The following is a 22,275-nucleotide window of genomic DNA, read 5'->3' as shown; positions in this document are numbered from 1 at the left end:
CTTTTGTAGTTTCTATTTATTATGCCATCAACAGCATGAGAATAGGAATCACCACCATGGTTGCAAGGGTCGTTTCTGTCACCATGACGGCTGCATAGTCACTATCAGCTCCATAGAGTCTGGCAACAACTGGCGCATTGGTCATCACAGGCATAGCGGACTGGATGATAAAGACCTGCTTCATCAAACTTGGAAGAGGCACCCAGTAGACGATGGAGGCCATCAAGAGAGGGGCAACCAGAAAGCGACCTAGTAGAATCAATAGTTGCTCTTTTCCCAGAACCAACTGCTTCACACCTACATGAGACACTGACAAACCGATGAATATCATGGATAAGGGGGTTGTTAAATTGCCCAGGTACTGTAAATCACTGGCTAGAAAAGCTGGCAACTTGATCTGTAGCATCACCAAGACTAGTCCCAAGAGAAAGCCCATAAGGGGCGGAGAAAAGACTTTTTTCAGACTGGTTTTGAGATCAAACTGAGCTTCTCCCTCACCATCTCGCTGAATGAGATAAGTTCCCAAAGTCCAGAAAAAGGTCGTATTACACATGTAATAGATCAAAACATAGGGAATACTGGCATCTCCAAAGAGGGCTTGGTTAATGGGGAGTCCCACGAAGATGGTATTGGAGTTAAAAAACATGGAAATAAAGAGGCCACGACGGTCCTGTCTTACTGCAAAGATCCTTGCTACCCCTGTCGCGATGCCAAGTAAAATAACCATAGACAGGGCAGGAAATCGCAAGGCTGGCAACATTTTAAGTAGATCTGCTGCTGTGAAGCGTTGCGTAATGGTGTAGAGCATATAGCAGGGAAGAGCAACTTGAGTGACCAATTTAGCGAGTAGGCCACGCGACTTGTCATCGAACCAGCCTTTTTCACCAATGATAAAGCCCACTAAAATCATGCCCAGGATGACGAGAATCCCTGATATGCTCCTCAAAAAGATGTCCATGTTCTCCCCTTTTCTTTTTTAAATTTGAACTAAAAAAAAACATTTTTTACAAGTCTCAAAAACTACTCTAGTATATCATAAAAAGAGGTGGGGCAACATGCCCAACCTCATGCATTTTATTAATTGTCACTAATACCCCTTCTTAGCTGCCTTACTCCATTGGTACCAACCAACGAGACTGTTGATAAAGTAAATCAAGAAAAACCAATAAAATGGTGGGGACTATGGCGAAAATAGATGATTCAGTTAAAAAGAAAGTTCCAGAATTGCGATTTAAAGGATTCACGGATGAATGGGAACAGCGTAAGTTGGGAGACAAAGTTCGAATAGTGATGGGACAGTCTCCTAATTCAGAAAATTATACTGATGATCCTAATGGGCGCTAAAAATGCGAAGACCTATGAAGACCTATTTTGTATTAGTCAAACAAAAGATCCAAAAGAAATGGTATATGATTATGACCATGAAATAAAGTAAAACCAAACCGAGTGATCTGAGGAAGCACCCGATGATCATGAAACGTTATTAAACACAAAAGTCACCCATGTGAGTTCTTGCCAGAAGCTGAAGTTAATCCTTCAACCTGGAAAACCCGCAGAGGTGACTTTTTCTATACATCTCGATTTTTCTGGCAATAATCATTAACCGATAAATATGTCTGTGAATCACCCAGCGACTTCGCTATGTCCATAATCCGCGGTGGTAGTAATCCCACTCGCTGGACAAGTTCGTGATCGCTGAATAATTCCCGTGGACTGCCGGCGAAGCCAAACTTCCCGTGTTCCATAACATACACCGACTCAAACTCGGCGGCGACCCAATCCATGTCATGGGTGATGGTCACAACTTGGTGGCCCGAATCAGCCAACTGATGGAAAATTGCGGTCAACTTGCGCCGGCTTTCCCAATCAAGCGACATCATCGGCTCATCAAATAAATAAATCGCCGGATCCACTGCCAAAACTGTGGCAACGCTTAACAGCTTGCGTTCCGACAATGACAGGTCATATGGACTTTCAGCTGTTTTATCATCCAAGCCAACTCTTTTTAGAGCCGCTAAAGCCCGCCTCGTAATCGTGTCGCGGTCATCCATGACCTGCGCGACACTCCACTCCACCTCTCGTTGAACGGTCGGGTTGAAAAGCTGATCGTCAGGATTCTGAAAAGTAATCCCAACCTTCAGTAACTTTTCGACTGGTTTAAGATCATTAAAATTTTCTCCATCGATCTTAATCACACCGGTTTGTGGTGTCAGCAAACCCGTCAACAATTTGAAGAGCGTTGATTTGCCGGCACCATTTTGGCCGACAATCGCCACCATCGGATCGGCGAAGTGTTTGTCTTCAACATCCAAGCTAAAGGACCGTTCCGGATAAGCGAACGTCAGGTGGTTCAGTTCAATTGTGGGCATAAAAAACCTCCTTCAGTTCAGCGTCATTCACCGGATACCGGCCATCAGCCAAGTGCCAATCCATTTTTTGAGCAAGTTGCTGGATTGTCGGAGCTGGAATCTGCCAGTCAGCTTCCAAATGATTAAACACCTCACCCGGCCTGCCCTGGGCTACCATTTGACCCTCATGCAGCACCCACACAACGTCGGCGACTTCGCACAAATCGTCAATTTCACTGGTGACAATGAAGACAGTCGTCTCTTTGACTTGGGCCAGCCATTGGAAAAATTGTCGGCGGCCAAGGGGATCCATCTGACTGGTCGGATCATCCATAATCAAAACAGCCGGGTTAGTCGCAATCGCCGTGGCAATTGCCAACCGCTGGCTCTGACCACCGGAAAGGCTCTCGGGACGCAAATTCAGCTGTTCAATCAGCCCCATTTGCGTGGCAACTTCTTCAACCCGTTTTTGAATCAGTCCTTCAGCCATTCCCTGATTAATCAAGTCAAAGGCGATTTCATCGGCAACCGTGTCTGCCAACCCGCTTAGTTGGCCAGCTGGATTTTGCAGTACAACTCCATTCATGGCATTATAAACGGGCCAATTGTCGGACACTCGCTGGCCAAACATGTGCCAGTCGCCCTCAATCTCAGCAGACACCATTTTGGGAATGACCCCTGCCAGCACATGGCACAAAGTCGATTTGCCGGAGTGGCTATTCCCGATAATCCCAACCACCTGGCCGGTATGAACCTCCGCGTTAATCTGACGCAGTTGTGGTTGCTCAGTACCCGGATAACGGGTGGTCAAATTTTCAATTACAATCCGTTTATCTTCGTCCATATCTTCCACCCAATCAATAAAATTGCCAATCCAGTCAGACCAATGTGCAGCGTCCGCGACAGGCGATACACGCGCTGGGAGGTTCTGACAGTCCGGTTAAGATTATCAAAACCTCTCAGTTGGAGAGAAATCGACCGCGCCATCGATTGATCCAAGGTCTTAATCACCAATGGAATTAGAACCGGCAGGACTGACTTTAATTTCTGAATCAACGTTTTTTGCGGATTGGTTCCGCGAACTTTTTGTGCCTGCTGGATTTTCCGCATATTGCGCATCATTTCCGGCAAAATATAACACACCGACATCAGAACGTAGACGGTTTTATAAGACAATCCGGACAGTTCCAAATAGGCCGCGTTTTCTGAAATACTCGTGGTCACCATAAAAAAGCCACTGGTCAAAATAATCACCAATACTCGACAACCCAGAGTGGTGGCGTAAATCAGGCCTTCTTTGTAGAACGACACCCCAAGCACAGAAAACAGCACAGTTTGATTCCGACTGTAAAATAACCCTTGGATGATCAGCATAGTGCAAATCAGAAACAGGCTGAATCCCAGCGCCTTAAAGATGGTAGAACTCAATTTGGAAAATAACAATAGCAGTGTTGCGACAAGAATTAATCCGGCCTGAAGCAATAAATTCATACTGGCAAAGCTCAACAACGTCATGTCCAAGATGAACAAGAGCTTAGTAATCGGATCGATCACCTGGTACCACTTGAGCTTGACCCGTGGCGCTCCAGAAATCAATGTTTGATCAGTCATCATTTATCACCGCTAAAGAAGTGCACCATCCGCTTCGGCAGCTGACGATAGATGAAGAATGCCAGGTAGGCCACGCAGACTTTATCCAAAATATCCAAGACAAACTCATCGGTAAATGAGGCCAGCCACACTGGTGCATGATTGGCGACCATTACCGCAAACAATGAGTCACCCCAAGCGATACCGGTCTGACCACCCCAAAAGATGACGTTGAGTGGCGTTGAAATGACAGCTGAAACGATGGCAATAATAATAGCAGAAACAAATACTCGTCGCGCTGACGAGAACCACCCATTGGCGTGCAAAACTCCGACAGCAATCCCAATTCCGATGCTGGTAATCGCATACACGGTTGAAATTGGCGATAAGGTCAGCCCATAGATCACGTTGTTGATGAAACCACTGATGGCACCGGCAACCGGCCCAGCCAACATGCTGGCAAGAAAGGTTCCCAAAGACCCCAGCCAAACGGGCAACTTTAACCCCTCCGCCAAGGCTTTAGCAACATAGTTAATCCCCACGGCAGCGGGAATCAAAGTCATGGTGGCAGCACTTAACTTAAATTTCCACATACTGGTACGATGAATCGGTTCTGTTTTCATAATCTTCTCCTTTTGTTTTTAAAGAGCCGTGTCTGTTTAGACTTTCGGACGCAACGCTCTATAGATTTTTATGGTTGAACTGCCTTCATTCTAGCAGAATCACCTTAGTCGACATCGGATCCTCTCCTTGAAAATATTTGTTCAACAGTTCACAATTAATCATACTCCCTTTCCCTAAAATGTCAAGGATTTTCTAAAATTTTCTTGAAAATGTTCGGAAAATGGATTTCAACTACTCCCCTAACTCTAATTGAAATGGTTATCCCCCCCATCATCCGATCATTTAAGGCCAGAAGAACAAAAAACAAACACCAGAAATGGTGTTTGCTTCATTTTAGGCTAGCTTATTTTTTCTTTTTCTTCAAAATATAAGCAGCGATACTTGCCAAGACAAAGGCTAAGACAAGACTAATGATAGAGATCGTCGTACCCGTATTTGGTAAGAATCCTAAGATTTTGCCTGGTTTCTTCGGCTCTGGTTGGCTTGGTTTTTTAGGTTCAGATTGACCCGGTTTCTTTGGTTCAGATGAACTTGGCGGAGTTGGTTGTTTCGGATTTTCTTTTGGAACATGTTTATTGGTAATCACCACATTTCCTTTTTCATCCTCAACCTTACTTGCTTCATAGCCTTTTGGAAGATCTACTTCTTCCACACGATAGCTGATAGCTTGGCCAGCTTTCTTTTCAGGCAACTTGCTGAAGGTATGAGTCCATTGATTGTCCGCTGACAATTCAACCGGCTCTCCTACTTTTTCATCACCAGCATAGAGTTGAACCTTAATGGATTTTGGACGAAGACCATCTTGGTCATTGGCATCATCCCACTTCTTAGTGACTTTCATCTCTGTAAGAGCTGGTTCATGCGTGTTGGTCAAGACAACATTAGCCTTGTCCTTATCATTTACCGTCACCTTGTAACCATCTGGGACAGCAACTTCTTTAACCGTATAAGCAATCGCTTTTCCAGTTGCCTTGGCATCAAGATTTTCAAATGCACCTTTCCAGTCATTCGCTGCTGAAAGCTCTAATACTTGGTCAGTAGGAATGCCATCTTTGTACAATTGAACTTGTATGCTGGCTGGGCGTAGACCATCTTGGTTATCAGCATCTTCCCATTTCTTGCTCACTTCTACCTTAGTCTTTTCTGGAGCGTGCGTATTGGTCACGACTACTTGGCCTGGATTTGTTGCTTCGACGGCTTGTGTGTAGCCTTCTGGGACATCGATTTCTTTGACGGTATAGTTGATAACTTGGCCAGCTTTATTCTCGTCTAGGTTTGAGAAGGTATGGGTCCATTTGTTATCTGCTGACAATTCAACAGCTTGACCAACTTTTTCATCCCCAGCATACAATTGAACCTTAATCGTTTTTGGACGGAGGCCATCTTGGTTATTGGCATCTTCCCAGTTTTTGGTAACGGTGAGGCTTGTCTTACCAGGTTTGTAGCTATTGGTGATCGTTGTTCCATCAATCTTAGTGGTGTAATTATCCACCTTGTCTTCTGTCACTGTGTAGACAACTTTTTGACCATCTTTATAGACGGGTAGGTCGGTGAAAGTATGCGTCCATTCATTTCCTTGACCAGCAAGATCGATTGATTGCACTTCTTTTCCATTGGCTAAGAGGTGAACCTTAATAGTTGTAGGACGAAGACCGTCTTGGTTATCGGCATCATCCCAGACTTTCTTAACGGTAACCGTCGTTGTCTCAGGAGTGCGTTTATTGGTGATGGTTGCTTTTCCATCAGTGAAGCTGGCTTCTTCTGTATCAACCGTATAATGAGTCGGTACTTTCACTTCTTTGACCGTATAGGTATTGACCTTGCCATTGCTGTCTTTATCTGGAAGGTTCGTAAAGTGAGCTTTCCAGTCTGTTGCAGCTGAGACCGTGACTGGTTTTCCTTCCGCTTTTCCATTCTTATAGAGTTGGAATTCGACACTTTCTGGGCGAAGCCCTTCTTGGTTGTCTTGGTCATCCCAAACTTTTGAAGCTTCAAGATCGATATACTTGATATCTGCTTCATTCGCGATTTCTAGAGGAAGAGCTTTTGAGCCGACAGCTTTTCCATCCACCGTGACGTGGTAGATTTGCTTGTCTGCATCATAGGTCACAACCACTGCATGATCTGTTTCATCCAACTTGTAATTTGCAGGTGCTTGTGTTTCTTTTAGCGTATAGTTTCCTTCTGTTAAGGTGTTAAAGGAAAGTTCTCCATTCTTATCAGAAGTTGCCGTCGCAACAACAGCTCCATTTGCATCTGTTAAGGTGAATGTAGCACCTTCAAGGACTTTCTTCGGATTGTCCTTATCGACTTTCTTGACTTGGAAAGCTGCTGAGAAGATTTGTGCTGTTACGGTATTGGACTCACGGTTTCCTTCGTGGCCTTTAGCCTTGTATCCAAATTGGTTATGGGCTTGGACTACACCGGAACGTCCACCGTTGTCTTCGTTATCTTTGGTACGTTTTTGCATCAAGTCTTTGACGTCGTTTGTCAACTCCGTTGGGTTAACAACTGGGACACCAAAGTTTGCTTCACTACGGGCTGGGATCGTCGTTCCTTTATCCGCCACAAACTTGATACCCGTCACTTGACTGTAATCTGCTACAGCTGTCGTCCAGATATCCTTATCTGCAGCCTGCTCCATGGTGTCACTTGTGACACTAGGATCTGTCGTGTAGTAGACTGTCCAGCCTTCAGGAGCAGCTATAGGTCCACGGAGGCTAACCGTATATTCAGTCAAACGATTTGAACCATCTAGGGTATTGACATCGTGTACTTTTGGTAGAGCATCGTAAACAACTCCGTCTTCGACTGGCTTATCTGTATTATTTTTAATGGTGATCTTGTAGTTAAAGGTTTCACCAGGCTTGAAGGTACGAGTAACAGTAGATGCATCGGATAGATCATCATTTTTAGCGATGTATTTGCGGGCATAGATCCCTTCAGCTGCGACAATTGTATAGTTTGATTGAGCATAAGGAATCTTATCCGTTGTTGATCCATTCCCGTTTAGGTCATACACGTCTTCGGTAACTCGATCAGGGTTGGCATTTTCAAGATCGTGGATTCCGTCTCCTGCCACATATACTTTATTGGTGAAGGTTCCACCGTCATCTTTTCCTTTTAAATCGGCCACGATAAACGGTAAACGCACACGATTAAGATCCATAAGAGAAGCTTTAATAAACTCTTTTTGGTCCAAATGCATCACAATAGCGGTTCGACCTGAATTGTGGTAATTTTCAATAACCTCGTAGCTCTTAAGGAATTTCATACCTTTTTCACTAGAGGCAAGGTTTCTCTCAAAATCTTTAAAATCGACTTTAAGGGTATTCGGATCATAAAGATCAATAATCCGTAGGTCTCCATAATTCTTATCAGGATCTAAAACTACTTTGGTTGCCATCAAACCAAAACGAATATTTTGTCCATCAGTATAGCGAACATCATTGTAATCAGTCGTTTTTGCAATTTCAAAGCTTTCCTTCATAGGAATCAGCTTAAAGCTCCAATCTGCTGACTGATCTTTGGCAACGTTTGACTGTGTTTTATAAGTCACACGGCCTGTATTCTTGTAGACATTTTTGGTCGCATCCGTTTCATCGTAACGCGTCTTTTCAGGATCCTTGAAGCTTGTATAGCTATTGAGGGTAATTCCCTGACCAGATTGAAGGACAAAATCATCCTTCATTTCCATCCGCCAGCCCACAACGGTTCCATACTTGGTCAAATCAATTAGACCGTTCCCGTCTTTATCTGCTTCTGACTGAATTTCTTTCGTACTACCATCTTCCATAGTCAGGATGATTCGTTTGACAATGGTATGGATTTGTTTCCCAATCCCATAGTTTCCTTCCATCAGGCGACTATAATCGATCCTGGTAAACTTCAAGCGAGGGTCCACAGTCTCATCGTAAAAAACAAAATTCTTCTGAGGTGAAGGGGTGTTATTATGAAATTTTAGAATCCACTTGTAATTAGCAGCCTTGTAGTCTGTTGAATCATAAACATCCCCATCAGCCCGTTTGGCAAAGCTTCCGGCTCCTTCAAGGTCACGTGAAGTCAAACGGAAAATAAGGGAATCTTCCGCTGTAATATCTGGTTCGCCCTCTCCACGGTTGGCAGGAATTCCTACGATGCTACCAGTATTGGTCAAATCCTTACTAAGAACGTCCTTGAGACTTTGGTCTTTTTCTAAGACCAAATCAGGGAATTTCAAGTAGAGGTAACTTGTATCCTTGATTTTGGTCATAAATTCTTGGTGATAAGCTGCTGGATTGTCGTTTGCATCCGCCTTGAACGTCTTCGAAACAGTTCCATCTCCATTGTCTACCCAGCCTTCAGACTTGGCTGTATCGAGAACAGCTGTACGAGTCTTCCCACTCTTATCTGTATAGGTTGGTAACTTATCAGTGATCGTTGCTGATTCTAACTGACGGTATTGACCACCGTATTGACCACGCATTCCGTCCAATTGGAAGGCAAATGGGACAGAAGATGGTGTTTCAATATAGTTCTTTCCATCTGCACCTTTGACAACACCTGGCATAGCTTCCGCATAGTCCTTAGACATGGCTTCGTTCAAGTTTTGATTGATGTATTTGGTGAAACGATAATCGTTGTACTTAGGCTTCCAAATGATATCATTGAGCGCTGTTTCTTGCCCATTGATGTTCAATGTTCCTGTGATATCTAGCGAGTAATTCGTCGGTGGATACCCGATTGTAAACCTCCCGATAAAAGGCAAGGTCAACACTTCTGATTTTTGGTAATTGCTAAAGTGAAGGGTGACTTGATAATCATCACCAACCTTTGTTACCGTTGGTTTATCATGCTCTGAGGCACTATTAAAGTCTGGAATGCTGACTTCTCTGAGGTACTTGCCTGGTACTTTCAAAGTAATCGCGACATCGTTAATGTCGGTTGTCAAATTTTTAGGGGTAATCTGGATATAGCCAGACATGGTATCCCCTGTAAAATAGGACATGCCACCTGGATGGTCTTGTTTATCCCCATACAAGAGGGTAACATCCAAGGCCCCGTTATCTCCAACTGCTAGCTGGTTGGCATAGGCAGTTACAGCCCCTTGACCAATCTGGCCTAGCATCATGAGAATCGTTAAAATGGCAAAACCTTTGTTCAAAAAGTTTTTCCATAATAAACTAAGCTTTTTCATGTTTTATCTCCTTACTTTTCTTAGCCTTCCAAAAATGCCCTCCCTTTAATTTTATCAATTATTTTTTAGAATATCTATTGCTTTTCAAAATAAATAATAAATATTTAATAATATAGACATTGTTTGCACTAATGTCTATATTATAAGTCACTATCTGGTAATGATTTCCCCGTCCTTCTATCCAAGGGCAATCAAATAAAACATATATAAATAAGGTGGAACAGGCCTAACAATCCTTATCCCCCTTAATTTGTCCATACAAAAAAACCTCAAACACAACTGTTTGAGGTTTGTACACCCTACTATTGGTTGGTTATTTCATCTAACTCTTCACCATTTGAAGGAATCTTTTGTTTTTCCCTTCTATCTCGTACCCACAGCATGGCCACTCCAAAGAGATGGCTTCCAAACAAGGCCACCATAAAAATCAGCTTGCCCCTATCGGGATAAGAAAGAGGGAGAGTCCTAAAGCCATAGCGTGCCAACTCGATAAAGATCGGATGGGAAAAGTAAAGGGCCATACTCATCTGTTTTAAATACTGTAGATCATAGGTTTTTAGAAAAGACGATCGCAGGCAAGCATTGACAAAATAAACGGTCACAAAGGGAAGAAGAAAGAAAAAGTTCTTATCAATTCCTTCGTGTTGAAAAATAATGATCCCTTCTAGACAGAGCAATCCAAAGGCAAGAGCTAGCTTTTGCCAACGGTGAATTCTAAAAGTTTGTGCATGAAAATGGTCATACAGATAATAACCCATATAGATAAAAATGGGCGTGTAAAAGAGACCATTTCGCGCTGTAAAAAATAAATTGCTGTAGAGCTGGTAACCTTTGAGAAGACTTGTGGTGTCCAGATAAGCCGAATAGGTCTCGATCAAGCCCCAGCAGTAAAGAAGAAAGGTGATCAACCCCGTCCAAACCATACCTAGGTGTTTTACCAATTGATTGACCAAAAACAAACCCAGCAAAAAGGCTGGGATATACCAGAGTTGGTAGCACATCCCCAGATAGATCAGTGCAATGAGAACACCTGCTGGAAAAAGATAGATAGGAAGATGGAGACTAGAGAAAAAGAGCCAGGCATAAGGAAGGTAAACAAAACTCCAAAACAAATAGGTTTTTACAATTTTGACCAGATAGGCCTTCATTTTCTGAGAATTCCCTAGGGATTGCTTGAGGAAAAAGCTGGCACAGACGATAAAAAATGGCACCGCTAGCCGGCCAAGCATACTCTTGAGACCAAAATGCAGTGGCTCATAAGAGGTCAAGCGACCACTATGCACCAATATCACTGCAATCGCAAAGAGGTATTGAAAAAAGCTGATACTAGAGGTGTTATAGAGGGGATTCTTTTGCATGGTCCTACTCCTTGCCCAAAGCAGTTTCTATGGTTATTTTAGCATGAAAGGGAAGGCCAAGCAAGGAATCTTACATCCTTATCTACCTTTTTTCCTCTATTTTTGATATACTCAAAGCATGCATAAACAAACCATCATTGATTTTAAAGAGCTTGGTTTGCGCCACCTTTTCACCAAGCCCATAAAGGAATTAAAAACCAGAGACCACGACCAGGTAGAGGATCTTCTTAGAGAAGTCGAAACCTACCAGGAGCAAGGTTTTTATGCGGTTGGCTATGTCAGCTTTGAGGCTGCTCCTGCTTTTGAGAAGAAGTTTGCTGTCCATCCAGCACCTCTTATGGGAGAGTATCTCCTCTATTTTACGATCCACGAGGAGGTCGAAACCCTTCCTTTTCCCGAGGACTATGAAGCTGTGGATCTTCCAGCCAATTGGAAGGAAGAGGTAGAGGCGCCTGCTTATCAAGAAGCCATCGAGACCATCCATCACCATATCCGCCAGGGAGATACCTACCAGGTCAACTACACCGTCCAGCTTTCTCAAGAGCTAAAGTCTGACCCTTTGGCCATCTACAACCGCTTGGTGGTTGAGCAGAAAGCCCATTACAATGCCTTAATCCAGCACGATGATGTCTCCATCCTCTCCATCAGTCCTGAGCTCTTTTTTGAGCAAGACGACCGGCTACTGACCACGCGCCCTATGAAGGGAACGACGCACCGTGGTCTCACTAACCAAGAGGATCTTCAAGAGGCTGCTTGGCTAGAAGCCGACCCGAAAAATCGAGCAGAAAACATGATGATCGTCGACCTCCTCCGCAATGACATGAACCGGATTTCGGAGATTGGAAGTGAGCAGGTGACCCATCTCTGCCAAGTCGAGCAATACTCCACTGTTTGGCAGATGACCTCGACCATTGAAAGTCGCTTACGAGCTGAAATCGACCTGATCCAAACCTTCCGAGCTCTCTTTCCTTGTGGCTCGATTACAGGAGCACCGAAGATCTCCACTATGGAAATCATCCACAAGACAGAGAAGGCTCCTCGAGGTGTCTACTGTGGAACGATCGGCATCCTTCTTCCAAAAGGGAAACGGATTTTTAATGTAGCCATCCGGACCCTTCAAATGCAAGGTAATCAAGCCATCTATGGTGTGGGAGGAGGCATCACTTGGGACAGTAAATGGGAAGGTGAATACCAGGAAACCAAGCAAAAATCGGCGGTTCTTTACCGGCAAGAGCCTCGATTTGATCTCCTGACGACCGGACGTATCCACCAAGGAGAATTGACTTTCCTAGACCAACATGTAACACGCTTGAGGGAAGCTAGTCGCTACTTTGCCTATCCTTATGATGAGCAAAAACTCCTGAAAGAACTTCAAGAAGAGCTTGCTCATTTGGAGTCCAACCTTGACTATCGTTGTCGGATTGCCTTGCAAAAAAACGGTACCTTCCACCTAGTGATCACGGAGCTGACAGACTTGCCAGCTAGCTATCTACAGGCCCAACTGACAGAACAGAAGCTTGATTTAGCGACGCCATTTACTTATTTCAAAACGAGTCAGAGAGACCATCTCAGCCAGTCAAATCACGAGCAAATTTTCCATCTGCCAGATGGAACCTTACTGGAGACGACGATTGGCAATCTGGTGCTGGAGATAGAGGGACAACGCTATACCCCACCAGCTCACCTCCCCTTACTCGATGGCATTTATCGGCGCCATCTTCTTGAGACCCAGCAAGTTGAAGAAAAACTCTTAACTCTGAACGATTTAACAGACGCTGATCGTATTTATGCCTGCAATGCTCTTCGTGGTCTCTACGAACTCGATTTTCAAAGAAAGGATTCCTGATGAAACTAATTTTTTTACATGGACTAGGGCAAGATGTCCTCTCTTGGCAAGGAGTCCAATTTGCACTTTCACCCTTGCACTCCAAAACTTTTGATATTTTCTCTCATCCAAGCGAAAGCTATCAGGAGGTCAAAGCAAGGCTGATGGAGCGCCTCCAGCAAGAGAGTGAACCCTTTATTCTGGTAGGCCTCTCACTAGGTGGTGTCCTTGCACTTGATCTCTCTGAACAAGACTTTCCACAACTCAAGGGATTGGTCCTTGCGGGAACTCAATACAAACTCAACACCAATCCCCTCTATCGGCTCCAGATTCTCCTTTTTCGTCTGCTTCCCAAGCATGTCTTTGAAAAACAAGATGCCAATAAACAACAGATGCTTCAAATCTTGACCGAATTAAAAGGGCTCAATTTAACCGATACCGTTAAAGCTTGCCCTCTTCCTAGCTTGGTTGTTTGTGGTAGCAGAGATTGGGCCAATCAATCTTCTTCTAAAAAATTGGCCAAGCTCCTGCCAAAAGGCCGCTATCAAGAAATCGCAGACGGAGGTCATCTACTCAATACCGAGAAACCCTATGAACTCGCGCAAGCCATCAAGGAGTTTGTCACTGAATTTTAAAATGAAGAGGCTAACTTTAAAAACAGTTCCTCTTAATGTAGATAAAGTATTATTTCATGTTACATAACTTAAAAAATCAAGAACTTTAAAGAAATGTTTATTTTTAAAGTTATGCATGAATTTCTTGAGGCTTTCCGCCGTGAGAAAAGTGCCTGAAACACAATAGTTTCAGGCACTCGGGAGTTTTGAGACCTTAGACTCAAAACTAAGTCATGGAACTTCTTTGAAGTTCGCTGACGTCCGTACTCACCTAAGGAAAACCTCTAAGAAAACTTATTCTTAAAGTCACGGCTAACTTTTTAAAAGTTAGTCGTTTTTTTTTAGAAATATTTGAGAATTGCTTGATAGTTATTTGAAAAGCAAGCTGTATACTAAGAGTGTAAAGAAAACAACTAGTCATTTGGACGAAGGAGAAAACCATGGAAAAAGTATTAGAAATTTCCCATTTGAGTAAAAAATTTGGTCAACAATACGCCTTAAATGATGTGAATCTGAGCATTCGCAAAGGTGACGTCTACGGCCTGATCGGTAAGAACGGGGCAGGGAAAACCACCCTCATCAAGGTCATCACCCAGCTGATTCAAGAAACTGACGGAAGCGTCTCCCTCTTTGCTTCTACAAATCGCTCCCAGTGGACGCAAGCGCTGAAACGGGTTGGATCTGTCATTGAAAGCCCTGTGGCTCACAAGCATATGACCGCCTACCAAAATTTAGTCTACTATTGCAAGGCTCGCCATATCCCAAATCCCGACCAGGTCATCAAAGAAACTTTGAACTATGTTGGCCTGAATAATACGGGTAAGAAGAAATTCCGCGATTTTTCACTCGGGATGAAACAACGGTTGGGAATTGCGATTGCGCTGATTGCCAAGCCCGACTTCCTCATTCTAGACGAACCCATCAATGGTCTCGATCCTGTCGGAATCAAGGAATTCCGTCAAATGATCAAGCGCCTCAATGATGAACTCGGCATGACCATCCTCATTTCCAGTCACATCCTCTCTGAACTTTATCTGGTTGCCAATCGCTTTGGTATTGTCGACCAAGGACGCCTGATTAAAGAAATTAGCAAGGCTGAATTCGAAGAACAAGGAGAAGATTACATCATCCTCAAGACTAGCCAGCTAGCCCTTGCCAGTCAACTGATCCAAGATCAGCTCCATCATCGCATCAAGGTCATCGATAAGGACGGAGAAATCCATATCTTCGGACAGACTCACGATATTAAAGTCATTGTCAAAGCCTTGGTTAAAGCCGATATTGACGTGGACGAAATCTACTATGCCCGCCAAGATCTGGAAAAATTCTTTACGGACTTGGTAGACTAGTCAACCCACCGTCTTGCATTACTTATCCCACATATTTCATTTAGGAGATTTATCATGTTGCATACCATTCAAGCAGATTTTTACAGACTTTTTCGCTCTAAAGGTTTTTGGATTACAGAAGCCATTCTCGTTCTCAACATCCTGTCTGGAGTCATCTTTGGAGCTACCGGCCACGTCGGCGTCAATACGGAATCCAAATTACCCCAAGCAACCGAAGTTTGGACGGGCTTTAAAGCCTTGACCAACTACTCTTCCAGCATCAGTGTGACTATCCTCTTTACCATTATTGTCATCACCTTGGTCCTGGGAACAGACTTAACGCAAAACTTATACAAGAATAGCCTGGCCTATGGTGTTTCGCGTACCAGCTACTACTTTGCCAAAAGCGCCGTTGTCCTGACCATTGCTCTCTTTCAATTTCTTGTTTCTTATGGTCTCGTCTTCTTGATCGCGACTCTCTACAATGGACTTGGCACCATGCCAGAGCACTTCTTGGCTCATTTTGGACTGACCGTGCTGATTCAGTTCCTTTCCACCTTGGCTTGGGTCAGCATCATTTCCTTCCTTCTTTACGCTAGCCAATCCATCACCTTGGCCTTCGTTGGCTACTTCATTGGAAATATCCTCTTAAGCCTTCCTGCGCTCTTCTTTAAAGATATTGATATTCTCCACTATCTAAACTTGGAATTCCAATATTCCTTGGTACAGAGCACCACAGCAACAACCAACACCCTCTCGATCGCCCTTGGATTCATCCTTGTTTTCGGCTTCCTAGGACTCGCTACTTTTAAACACAAAGATTTATAAGAAAAGAGAGTGGGACAGAAATCGGTCATTCGTTAGAATTCGATTTCGTCGTCCCACCTCCGCACAGTTGAGTAGGGCTGTAAAAGCTGATGAAATCAGCGTAGTAGAGCCCACTCAACCACTGCGTCATACTGTTATTTCTATCAAACATCGAAGGCTGGACAGTTTTTGCCCAGCCTTATTTTTTTAATGTAATGGTTAAGATAAACCAGTCTGCCTCTGTCGCCAGTTGCAAGTCTCCCCCTAAGATCTCTACAAAATTTTGAATGATGTAGAGCCCCAAACCAGAAGACTCTTCTGTATCCGATAGATTTTCTGAGTAGAATCGACTAGCCAGTTGGTCTAAATGCTGAATCGGTTGTTGCACAATATTGCGCAGCTCGACCCGAATCTTCTCCTCATCAGAAGTCAGGATCAACCGCGCCTGATCCTTTCCATGCTTGAGAACATTGCTGAGCATATTTTGCAAGAGGCGCTCCCAAAGCTCTGGATCAGTAGCATAATGAAGGTGCTCCACTATCTCCACTTCTAAGGCAATCCCCGCCTCAGACAAGCTATCGTAATACTGGAACAACTGCTGGGTCAAGACTTGACTAAGATTGACGTCTGAAAGCCGAGGCTGGATGGCTCCCTCCATCAAGCGTCTATATTCCAAGAGAGACTCCAAGCGTTTTGAGACGACTTGAAGATTGGAAGCAATTTTCTTCAGCTTTTCCTCTTCTTGCGTCCCTCCTTTGATGATTTGTTGGGTATAGCCCGACGCAATGGTCAAAGGCGTCCGAATATCGTGAGCAATATTACTGATGGCCATATCCAAGGTTTTCTTCTCTTGAAAGGCAATCCGATTGGTCCGCTCGATTTGGTCAAAGAGATCACTGACCTGCTTGGTCAAGGCGACCAATTCTTTTTTTGAGACCTGAGAGGTTAACCGTACCCCACTCCCATTTTGGAGCTTCTTTTGAATTTGCTCCTGCAAATCTTTTAAGGCAGAAAGCAAGCGAACATAGCCCAGTCCCAAGAGAAGGACAAGGACAACTAGAACTAGAAGCAATCCCCACATTACTGGTCTCCTTTCAAGCGAACTCCCAAGCCCCAGACGGTTTCAATATAGTCCTCATTAGGATCGAGCTGAGCAATTTTCTTTCGGAGGTTGCTCAACTGGGCATTGAGCGTATTATCTCCAGGCAGATAGACTTCTTCCCAGACCGCTTCATACAATTCTTCCTTAGTAAAAATCTTCTTTGGATGCGCCAGTAAGGTCTCAAAAATTTGAAATTCTTTTTTGCCCAAGCGAAGCGTTTTTGCTCCAGACTCCAGTTCAAAGCTTTCTGGATTCAGGACCAGATTTTTAAAGGTCAGCTTTTTCGACGCTTGAGGTTCCTGTGCTTGAGAGACGTGATTACGCAACTGCACCGTCACCCGAGCCGCCACTTCATCCAGATTAAAGGGCTTGACAATATAATCATTGGCACCTGCAAGGAGATACTGGCTAATGAGGTGTTTATCTCCAAGAGCGGTCATCATGATGACCGGTACTTGACTCTGCAAACGGATCTCCTCCAGGACCTGATCGCCATTTTTCCCAGGAAGCATGATATCGAGAAGGACCAAATCAATGTTTTCTTGCTGGAAGAGCCGCAGCCCTTCTGTACCTGAAAAAGCCTGAAGGACCTCATGGTCTTCACTTAAGAGACTATACAAAATTTCTTGGATATCACTATTATCCTCAATTAATAAAATCCGTGCCACTTGCCTCACTCCTTTTTCCTTTGAATTCCAAATCATTTCTATTTCTCTAGCCTATCAAATAAAGGGAGCTTCGTCAATGAAAATCTGATAAAATCCTATAGTAGCCCTGCAAATCTGCATGTTAGGTCATCACAAGATGAGCTTGACTATCCTTTCTTTCAAAAGGTATAATAGGACAAATGACACAATAGGGAGACCAGTTTATGAAAAATAATGCTAAAACTAAAATCAGCCTTGTATCCATCCTCGTCATCCTGGGCGTTGCTGCAAGAATGATGCGAGTCATCCACCGCCAGCAAATCAGGGAGCAAAGCAGACAAACCATCCAAACGACTAAAAAGGTTGCAGAGTTTCAGAAAACACTAGACGAGGAAGAAACGAAGAAACGGAACAAAACCTTCAACAAGATTTATAATGAATCCCTTGTTCAGAATAAGTTTGAGAATTGGCAAAAAGTCGATGAACTTCATGGTTTGGGACAAAGAACTGGGCAATTTTATATCTATAACTTTGAAAAAAAAGAAGAGATTCTCTTAGAGAATACTGATCAAGCATTTGTTCTACCTATTCGAGACAAGAGTGATAACGTCACATTTCAGGCTATCTTTGCCCACAAGGACGGTCAGTGGCACATCATGAAACCAGACGGAAGTTCGCAGTTGCAACTAGGAGAAGCCAACATTTCCGCTGAATCTAAGTTTGTCATCGAAAACAATGTCTTAGACTACGACCAGTAAATCAGTAAGGACTCGGCTAAGCGACATACAAAAAGCTTAGGATCCCAGTTTGTGATTGGGATTCTAAGCTTTTTAGTTTGCTACCAGAGAGTCATCCAGAAGATGGTTTAGCTCTAGCGCAGACTTTTATTTAACAGAAGCTCCATTGGTCGCAATGACTTCTTTGTACCAATAGAAGGATTTCTTGCGCGAACGGGCTAGGGTTCCTTTCCCTTCATTGTCCCGATCCACATAGATAAAGCCGTAGCTCTTCTTCATTTCTCCAGTCCCGGCAGAGACCAGATCAATACAGCCCCAAGTCGTATAGCCCCATAGAACGACACCGTCTTCGTTGATGGCGTCTCGCATGGCCTTGACATGGGCAGCCAGGTAGTCAATCCGGTAATCATCCTCGATCTCCCCGGTTTCATTAGGCATATCGACTGCTCCAAGCCCATTTTCCACGATAAACATGGGCTTTTGATACCGATCCCAGATGGTATTGAGGGTAATGCGGAGACCAAGAGGGTCAATCTGCCAACCCCATTCCGAGCTTTCTAGGTAGGGGTTCTTCAGAGAGGCAAAGATATTGCCCGCTGTTTTCTCCCTTTCAGCTGGATCACCTGAAGCGACCCGACTGGCATAGTAGGAGAAGGAAATAAAGTCCACTGTATGCTCTTTCAATAATTGAAGGTCCTGCTCGGTCATCTCAACCGTGATTCCCTGACGCTCCCACTCTTTCTTAGCATAGTTTGGGTATTCCCCACGCGCCTGCACATCGATGAAGAAATAGTTCTTACGGTCTTCTTCTAGACCAGCCCAGACATCTCGCGGAGCACAGGTATGGGGATAGTTTGGCCCTGCTGCCAGCATACAGCCAACCTTGTTGTTCGGATCAATCTCATGGGCCAGCTTAGTGGCAATGGCTGAAGCGACCAACTCATGGTGAGCCGCCTGGTATTTGACTTGCTCCTCATTCTCTCCTTCTTCAAAGCAGAGACCCGCTCCCATAAAAGGTGCATGGAGGATCATATTGATTTCATTAAAGGTCAGCCAGTAGTTTACCAAACCCTTGTAGCGAGTGAAGAGGGTTCGGCAGAGGCGTTCGTAGTATTCCAACATCTTGCGACTACGCCAGCCACCATACTCCGTGATCAAATGCATAGGACAGTCAAAGTGGGTAATGGTCACCAAGGGTTCAATGCCATACTTGTGACATTCCTTAAAGAGGTCCTCATAGAACTGGAGACCTGCTTCATTTGGCTCAAGCTCATCCCCCTTCGGGAAAATCCGAGACCAGGCAATGGACAAGCGATAAGTTTTAAAGCCCATTTCCCCAAAGAGAGCAATGTCTTCCTTGTAGCGATGGTACATATCAATCCCTTCTTTAGCCGGATAAAAATAGCCCTCTTCAAAGTCGAACATCTTTTTCTGACCCGTAATAATCGCATGACGATCAGGCCCAATCGGTACCACATCCACATTGGCCAAGCCACGGCCATCTTCATTATAAGCTCCCTCACACTGGTTAGCAGCCGTCGCTCCACCCCAAAGGAAACCATCTGGAAATTGAAGTTTGTCGGTCATCTCTCTACCTCACTTGATTTGATAGTTCTATTATACCCCTCTCTAACCCAAAAGTCTTACAAGATCCTAGGAAAAACCGAACCTATTCTAAGGCAACTATCGCTTTCATGCAACACAAAAAGACCGGATGACTCCGATCTTTTAATAGTTCATATTCTCATATTCTGTTTTAAGAATCATTATGGTTAACTTCAAATGACTAAGCATCCTATTTCATACGATAAAAATCAATGACTAGACCGGCAGGGCCTTCAACTAGCAGACTTTCTGTTCCCCAATCTGTTACAGCTGGTCTGTTTAAAACCTGGATACCAAGATCTTTCAACCGTTGGTAATTCTGATTTAGATCCTCAACCTCGATATGTAGAATGATTCCTGACTGAAAATTTTCCAAAGGAATCAAATGATTTTGGGATAACATGAGACAGTGACTGCCAATCGTGAACTGAGCAAAACTATCATCAGCATAATCTGCCTTTTTATCCAAGATATGCTCCAAGTCAGCACAGACTTGGGGAACATTTGAAACGATGATATCTATTTGATTTAAATTCATTTACTATCTCCATAAAAAGACCGGATTACTCCAATCTTTTTAATTTCCATGAGAGGAATTATTTGATTGCGCGTGATTGCAATCCTTCTTCTTCCAAGAAGAGGCGGAATGGTACAAGCTCTTCAGCTTCGTATTTTTCCTTGAAGGCTTTGATTGCTTCTTCTGAGTAAAGTTTTGGATCCAACTCAAGAACTTCTACTGGAAGTGGACGATGTGGAGTGATGCGGGCATCGATCACAACTGTCTTACCTTCTTTGTTCAATTTAACAGCTTCAGCAACGACTGCGTCGATGTCTTCGATACGGTCAACTGTAAATCCAATAGCTCCTTGAGCTTCAGCGATTTTCGCATAGTCAGCATTAGGGAAGTCACAACCAAACAAGTGTTTGTTTGTGTCTTCGTATTTGTCCTTGATGAAGGCATATTTACCATTTGAGAAGACAACGTTGATAACTGGAAGGTCGTATTGAACGTTTGTGATAACGTCTGGGTAGCACATGTTGAATGCACCGTCACCCATGATGTTCCATACTTGGCGATCTGGATTGTCTTTCTTAGCAGCGATACCACCAGGAAGGGCGATCCCCATTGTCGCAAAGAGTGGAGATGTACGCCACATGTTCTTAGGTGTCATGTGAAGGTGACGAGTAGATGTTTGAGTAGTGTCACCTACGTCGATTGAGTAGATAGCGTCTTTATCAGCATGTTTGTTGATTGCATTGTAAACTTGATACAATTGCAATTCACCCTCAGTTTTACCTTCGAGTTTGTTCATGTAATCACGCCAGTTTTGGTTGTTCTTAACGTTTGCACGCCACCATGGAGTAGACTCAACTGGGTTCACTTTGTCAAGGATTGCTTTCGCTGCTTGACCTGCGTCACCAAGGATTGAAGCGTCAAGGGCGTGACGTTTACCAAGTTTGTAAGGGTCAATATCCACTTGGATGAATTTTTCAGTGTTCTTGAATGCTTCGTAAACTTCAGCAAATGGGAAGTTTGAACCAAGGAAAAGAACAGTGTCTGCTTCAAAGACCACTTCGTTGGCTGGTTTCCAACCAACACGGTATGCAGAACCTGTCAAACCTTCGTAGTTCCATTCGAAGGCCTCGAAGTTTTTACCAGTTGTAATGATTGGTGCTTTAATCTTACGAGACAATTCAGTGATCACATCACCAGCACCAACACCACCGAAACCAGCGTAGATCACTGGGCGTTCAGCGTTGTTCAAAATTTCAACAGCTTTGTCGATTTCAACTTCGTTCAAAGCAGGAGCGATGAATGAACGCTCGTATGAACCTGAACCGTAGTATGAGTTTTCGTCGATTTCTTGGAAACCAAAGTTTACTGGAATTTCAACGACAGCTGGACCTTTTTTAGAAACGGCAGCACGGCAAGCTTCGTCAATGACTTTTGGCAATTGTTCTGCGTAAGCTACACGTTTGTTGTAAACAGCGATACCATTGTACATTGGGTTTTGGTTCAATTCTTGGAAGGCATCCATGTTCAATTCGTTAACTGGACGTGATCCAAGGATAGCAAGGAATGGAGTGTTATCCATAGCTGCATCGTAAACACCGTTGATCAAGTGAGTCGCACCAGGTCCACCTGAACCAACTGCAACACCGATAGAACCGCCAAATTTAGCTTGCATAACCGCTGCAAGAGCACCTGTTTCTTCGTGGCGAACTTGCAAGAAACGGATATCCTTGTCTTCAGCCAAAGCGTCCATCAATGAGCTAAGTGTTCCTGATGGGATCCCGTAGATCGTGTCTACGCCCCATGTTTTCAATACGTTGAGCATTGCTGCAGATGCAGTAATTTTCCCTTGAGTCATTCTAACTCTCCTTTAAATCTATTTTGATCCTTTAAAAATGTAGCATAGCGCTTCTACTCCATCTTTGCGATCAGGTTTCGTTTTGAAAATGAGTTTTTTCTGACATTTCTCATGAAAACGATTTACAAAACGATTACAGTAT

18 protein-coding genes are annotated in these 22,275 nt (G+C 43.8%); 6 read left to right on the top strand and 12 right to left on the bottom strand.

What is annotated here, in order from left to right; translation table 11 throughout:
• Positions 1–19: 19 nt before the first annotated feature.
• Entirely contained in the window at positions 20–958 is a 939-nt protein-coding gene (locus ACESR9_RS06620) for an AEC family transporter (protein ID WP_049497945.1), read from the bottom strand.
• A gap of 224 nt (positions 959–1,182) precedes the next feature.
• Here ACESR9_RS06620 and ACESR9_RS06615 point away from each other — a divergent pair, with 224 nt between their 5' ends.
• Positions 1,183–1,344: a hypothetical protein gene (locus ACESR9_RS06615; RefSeq protein WP_173018768.1), complete on the top strand. Its 162-nt coding sequence runs from the start codon at positions 1,183–1,185 to the stop codon at positions 1,342–1,344.
• A 224-nt stretch (positions 1,345–1,568) separates the two neighbouring features.
• On the opposite strand, the gene ACESR9_RS06610 is transcribed toward ACESR9_RS06615, so the two are convergent.
• The 6 genes from ACESR9_RS06610 to ACESR9_RS06585 form a co-directional block, all read right to left on the bottom strand.
• On the bottom strand, positions 1,569–2,369 hold the full coding sequence (locus ACESR9_RS06610; RefSeq protein WP_373106150.1) for an energy-coupling factor ABC transporter ATP-binding protein: 801 nt from the start codon (positions 2,367–2,369) through the stop codon (positions 1,569–1,571).
• A complete protein-coding gene (locus ACESR9_RS06605) occupies positions 2,356–3,192 on the bottom strand; it encodes an ABC transporter ATP-binding protein (RefSeq protein ID WP_201037305.1) in 837 nt (278 codons plus the stop codon). The genes ACESR9_RS06610 and ACESR9_RS06605 overlap by 14 nt, the downstream gene beginning before the upstream one ends.
• The gene (locus ACESR9_RS06600) at positions 3,168–3,959 is read right to left on the bottom strand and encodes an energy-coupling factor transporter transmembrane component T (RefSeq protein WP_175062049.1); all 792 of its coding nucleotides are present in this window, start codon (positions 3,957–3,959) and stop codon (positions 3,168–3,170) included. Before ACESR9_RS06600 ends, ACESR9_RS06605 begins: the two co-directional genes overlap by 25 nt.
• Entirely contained in the window at positions 3,959–4,561 is a 603-nt protein-coding gene (locus tag ACESR9_RS06595) for a hypothetical protein (protein ID WP_021153833.1), read from the bottom strand. Before ACESR9_RS06595 ends, ACESR9_RS06600 begins: the two co-directional genes overlap by 1 nt.
• A 344-nt stretch (positions 4,562–4,905) precedes the next feature.
• Positions 4,906–9,738: a Cna B-type domain-containing protein gene (locus tag ACESR9_RS06590; protein WP_373106149.1), complete on the bottom strand. Its 4,833-nt coding sequence runs from the start codon at positions 9,736–9,738 to the stop codon at positions 4,906–4,908.
• Between the two features lie 302 nt (positions 9,739–10,040).
• Positions 10,041–11,096 carry an acyltransferase family protein gene (locus ACESR9_RS06585; protein WP_373106148.1) on the bottom strand — a complete coding sequence of 352 codons (1,056 nt, stop codon included), beginning with the start codon at positions 11,094–11,096 and terminating at the stop codon, positions 10,041–10,043.
• 118 nt (positions 11,097–11,214) lie between these two features.
• On the opposite strand from ACESR9_RS06585, the gene pabB reads away from it, so the two are divergent.
• From pabB to ACESR9_RS06565, 4 genes are all read left to right on the top strand, one after another.
• Complete coding sequence (gene pabB / locus ACESR9_RS06580) at positions 11,215–12,942, top strand: aminodeoxychorismate synthase component I (protein ID WP_373106147.1); 1,728 nt, start codon at positions 11,215–11,217, stop codon at positions 12,940–12,942.
• On the top strand, positions 12,942–13,556 hold the full coding sequence (locus tag ACESR9_RS06575) for an alpha/beta fold hydrolase (protein ID WP_373106146.1): 615 nt from the start codon (positions 12,942–12,944) through the stop codon (positions 13,554–13,556). Before pabB ends, ACESR9_RS06575 begins: the two co-directional genes overlap by 1 nt.
• Positions 13,557–13,975: 419 nt before the next feature.
• Positions 13,976–14,884 (top strand): ABC transporter ATP-binding protein, encoded by a 909-nt coding sequence (locus ACESR9_RS06570; protein WP_373106145.1) that lies wholly within the window; start codon positions 13,976–13,978, stop codon positions 14,882–14,884.
• 54 nt (positions 14,885–14,938) lie between these two features.
• Positions 14,939–15,691 carry an ABC transporter permease gene (locus ACESR9_RS06565; protein WP_003008731.1) on the top strand — a complete coding sequence of 251 codons (753 nt, stop codon included), beginning with the start codon at positions 14,939–14,941 and terminating at the stop codon, positions 15,689–15,691.
• A gap of 178 nt (positions 15,692–15,869) precedes the next feature.
• On the opposite strand, the gene ACESR9_RS06560 is transcribed toward ACESR9_RS06565, so the two are convergent.
• Both ACESR9_RS06560 and ACESR9_RS06555 read right to left on the bottom strand, forming a co-directional pair.
• Entirely contained in the window at positions 15,870–16,751 is an 882-nt protein-coding gene (locus tag ACESR9_RS06560; RefSeq protein ID WP_373106144.1) for a sensor histidine kinase, read from the bottom strand.
• Complete coding sequence (locus ACESR9_RS06555; protein ID WP_373106143.1) at positions 16,751–17,440, bottom strand: response regulator transcription factor; 690 nt, start codon at positions 17,438–17,440, stop codon at positions 16,751–16,753. The genes ACESR9_RS06560 and ACESR9_RS06555 overlap by 1 nt, the downstream gene beginning before the upstream one ends.
• A 203-nt stretch (positions 17,441–17,643) precedes the next feature.
• Between ACESR9_RS06555 and ACESR9_RS06550 the strand changes: the two genes are divergently transcribed.
• A complete protein-coding gene (locus tag ACESR9_RS06550; protein WP_373106142.1) occupies positions 17,644–18,177 on the top strand; it encodes a hypothetical protein in 534 nt (177 codons plus the stop codon).
• Positions 18,178–18,303: 126 nt separating this feature from the next.
• Here the strand turns inward: ACESR9_RS06550 and ACESR9_RS06545 are convergent, their stop codons facing one another.
• The 3 genes from ACESR9_RS06545 to spxB form a co-directional block, all read right to left on the bottom strand.
• Positions 18,304–19,743, bottom strand: coding sequence for a 6-phospho-beta-glucosidase (locus ACESR9_RS06545; protein ID WP_373106141.1), 1,440 nt, complete (start codon positions 19,741–19,743; stop codon positions 18,304–18,306).
• Positions 19,744–19,951: 208 nt separating this feature from the next.
• The gene (locus ACESR9_RS06540; RefSeq protein WP_373106140.1) at positions 19,952–20,299 is read right to left on the bottom strand and encodes a VOC family protein; all 348 of its coding nucleotides are present in this window, start codon (positions 20,297–20,299) and stop codon (positions 19,952–19,954) included.
• 58 nt (positions 20,300–20,357) lie between these two features.
• Positions 20,358–22,133, bottom strand: a complete 1,776-nt coding sequence (gene spxB / locus ACESR9_RS06535) for a pyruvate oxidase (protein WP_373106139.1) — start codon at positions 22,131–22,133, stop codon at positions 20,358–20,360.
• Positions 22,134–22,275 lie beyond the last annotated feature (142 nt).

The sequence above is a fragment of the Streptococcus parasanguinis genome, from assembly GCF_964238605.1.
In the GTDB taxonomy this organism is placed as follows: domain Bacteria; phylum Bacillota; class Bacilli; order Lactobacillales; family Streptococcaceae; genus Streptococcus; species Streptococcus parasanguinis_AJ.
Note: the sequence above shows the minus strand (reverse complement) of the source record. Positions and strands in the feature narration are given on the sequence as shown.

Excerpts from the sequence above, each read along its gene's own strand:
- ACESR9_RS06620 (WP_049497945.1), bottom strand. The coding sequence starts at position 958 with ATGGACATCTTTTTGAGGAGCATATCAGGGATTCTCGTCATCCTGGGC.
- ACESR9_RS06615 (WP_173018768.1), top strand. The coding sequence starts at position 1,183 with ATGGCGAAAATAGATGATTCAGTTAAAAAGAAAGTTCCAGAATTGCGA.
- ACESR9_RS06610 (WP_373106150.1), bottom strand. The coding sequence starts at position 2,369 with ATGCCCACAATTGAACTGAACCACCTGACGTTCGCTTATCCGGAACGG.
- ACESR9_RS06605 (WP_201037305.1), bottom strand. The coding sequence starts at position 3,192 with ATGGACGAAGATAAACGGATTGTAATTGAAAATTTGACCACCCGTTAT.
- ACESR9_RS06600 (WP_175062049.1), bottom strand. The coding sequence starts at position 3,959 with ATGACTGATCAAACATTGATTTCTGGAGCGCCACGGGTCAAGCTCAAG.
- ACESR9_RS06595 (WP_021153833.1), bottom strand. The coding sequence starts at position 4,561 with ATGAAAACAGAACCGATTCATCGTACCAGTATGTGGAAATTTAAGTTA.
- ACESR9_RS06590 (WP_373106149.1), bottom strand. The coding sequence starts at position 9,738 with ATGAAAAAGCTTAGTTTATTATGGAAAAACTTTTTGAACAAAGGTTTT.
- ACESR9_RS06585 (WP_373106148.1), bottom strand. The coding sequence starts at position 11,096 with ATGCAAAAGAATCCCCTCTATAACACCTCTAGTATCAGCTTTTTTCAA.
- pabB (WP_373106147.1), top strand. The coding sequence starts at position 11,215 with ATGCATAAACAAACCATCATTGATTTTAAAGAGCTTGGTTTGCGCCAC.
- ACESR9_RS06575 (WP_373106146.1), top strand. The coding sequence starts at position 12,942 with ATGAAACTAATTTTTTTACATGGACTAGGGCAAGATGTCCTCTCTTGG.
- ACESR9_RS06570 (WP_373106145.1), top strand. The coding sequence starts at position 13,976 with ATGGAAAAAGTATTAGAAATTTCCCATTTGAGTAAAAAATTTGGTCAA.
- ACESR9_RS06565 (WP_003008731.1), top strand. The coding sequence starts at position 14,939 with ATGTTGCATACCATTCAAGCAGATTTTTACAGACTTTTTCGCTCTAAA.
- ACESR9_RS06560 (WP_373106144.1), bottom strand. The coding sequence starts at position 16,751 with ATGTGGGGATTGCTTCTAGTTCTAGTTGTCCTTGTCCTTCTCTTGGGA.
- ACESR9_RS06550 (WP_373106142.1), top strand. The coding sequence starts at position 17,644 with ATGAAAAATAATGCTAAAACTAAAATCAGCCTTGTATCCATCCTCGTC.
- ACESR9_RS06545 (WP_373106141.1), bottom strand. The coding sequence starts at position 19,743 with ATGACCGACAAACTTCAATTTCCAGATGGTTTCCTTTGGGGTGGAGCG.
- ACESR9_RS06540 (WP_373106140.1), bottom strand. The coding sequence starts at position 20,299 with ATGAATTTAAATCAAATAGATATCATCGTTTCAAATGTTCCCCAAGTC.
- spxB (WP_373106139.1), bottom strand. The coding sequence starts at position 22,133 with ATGACTCAAGGGAAAATTACTGCATCTGCAGCAATGCTCAACGTATTG.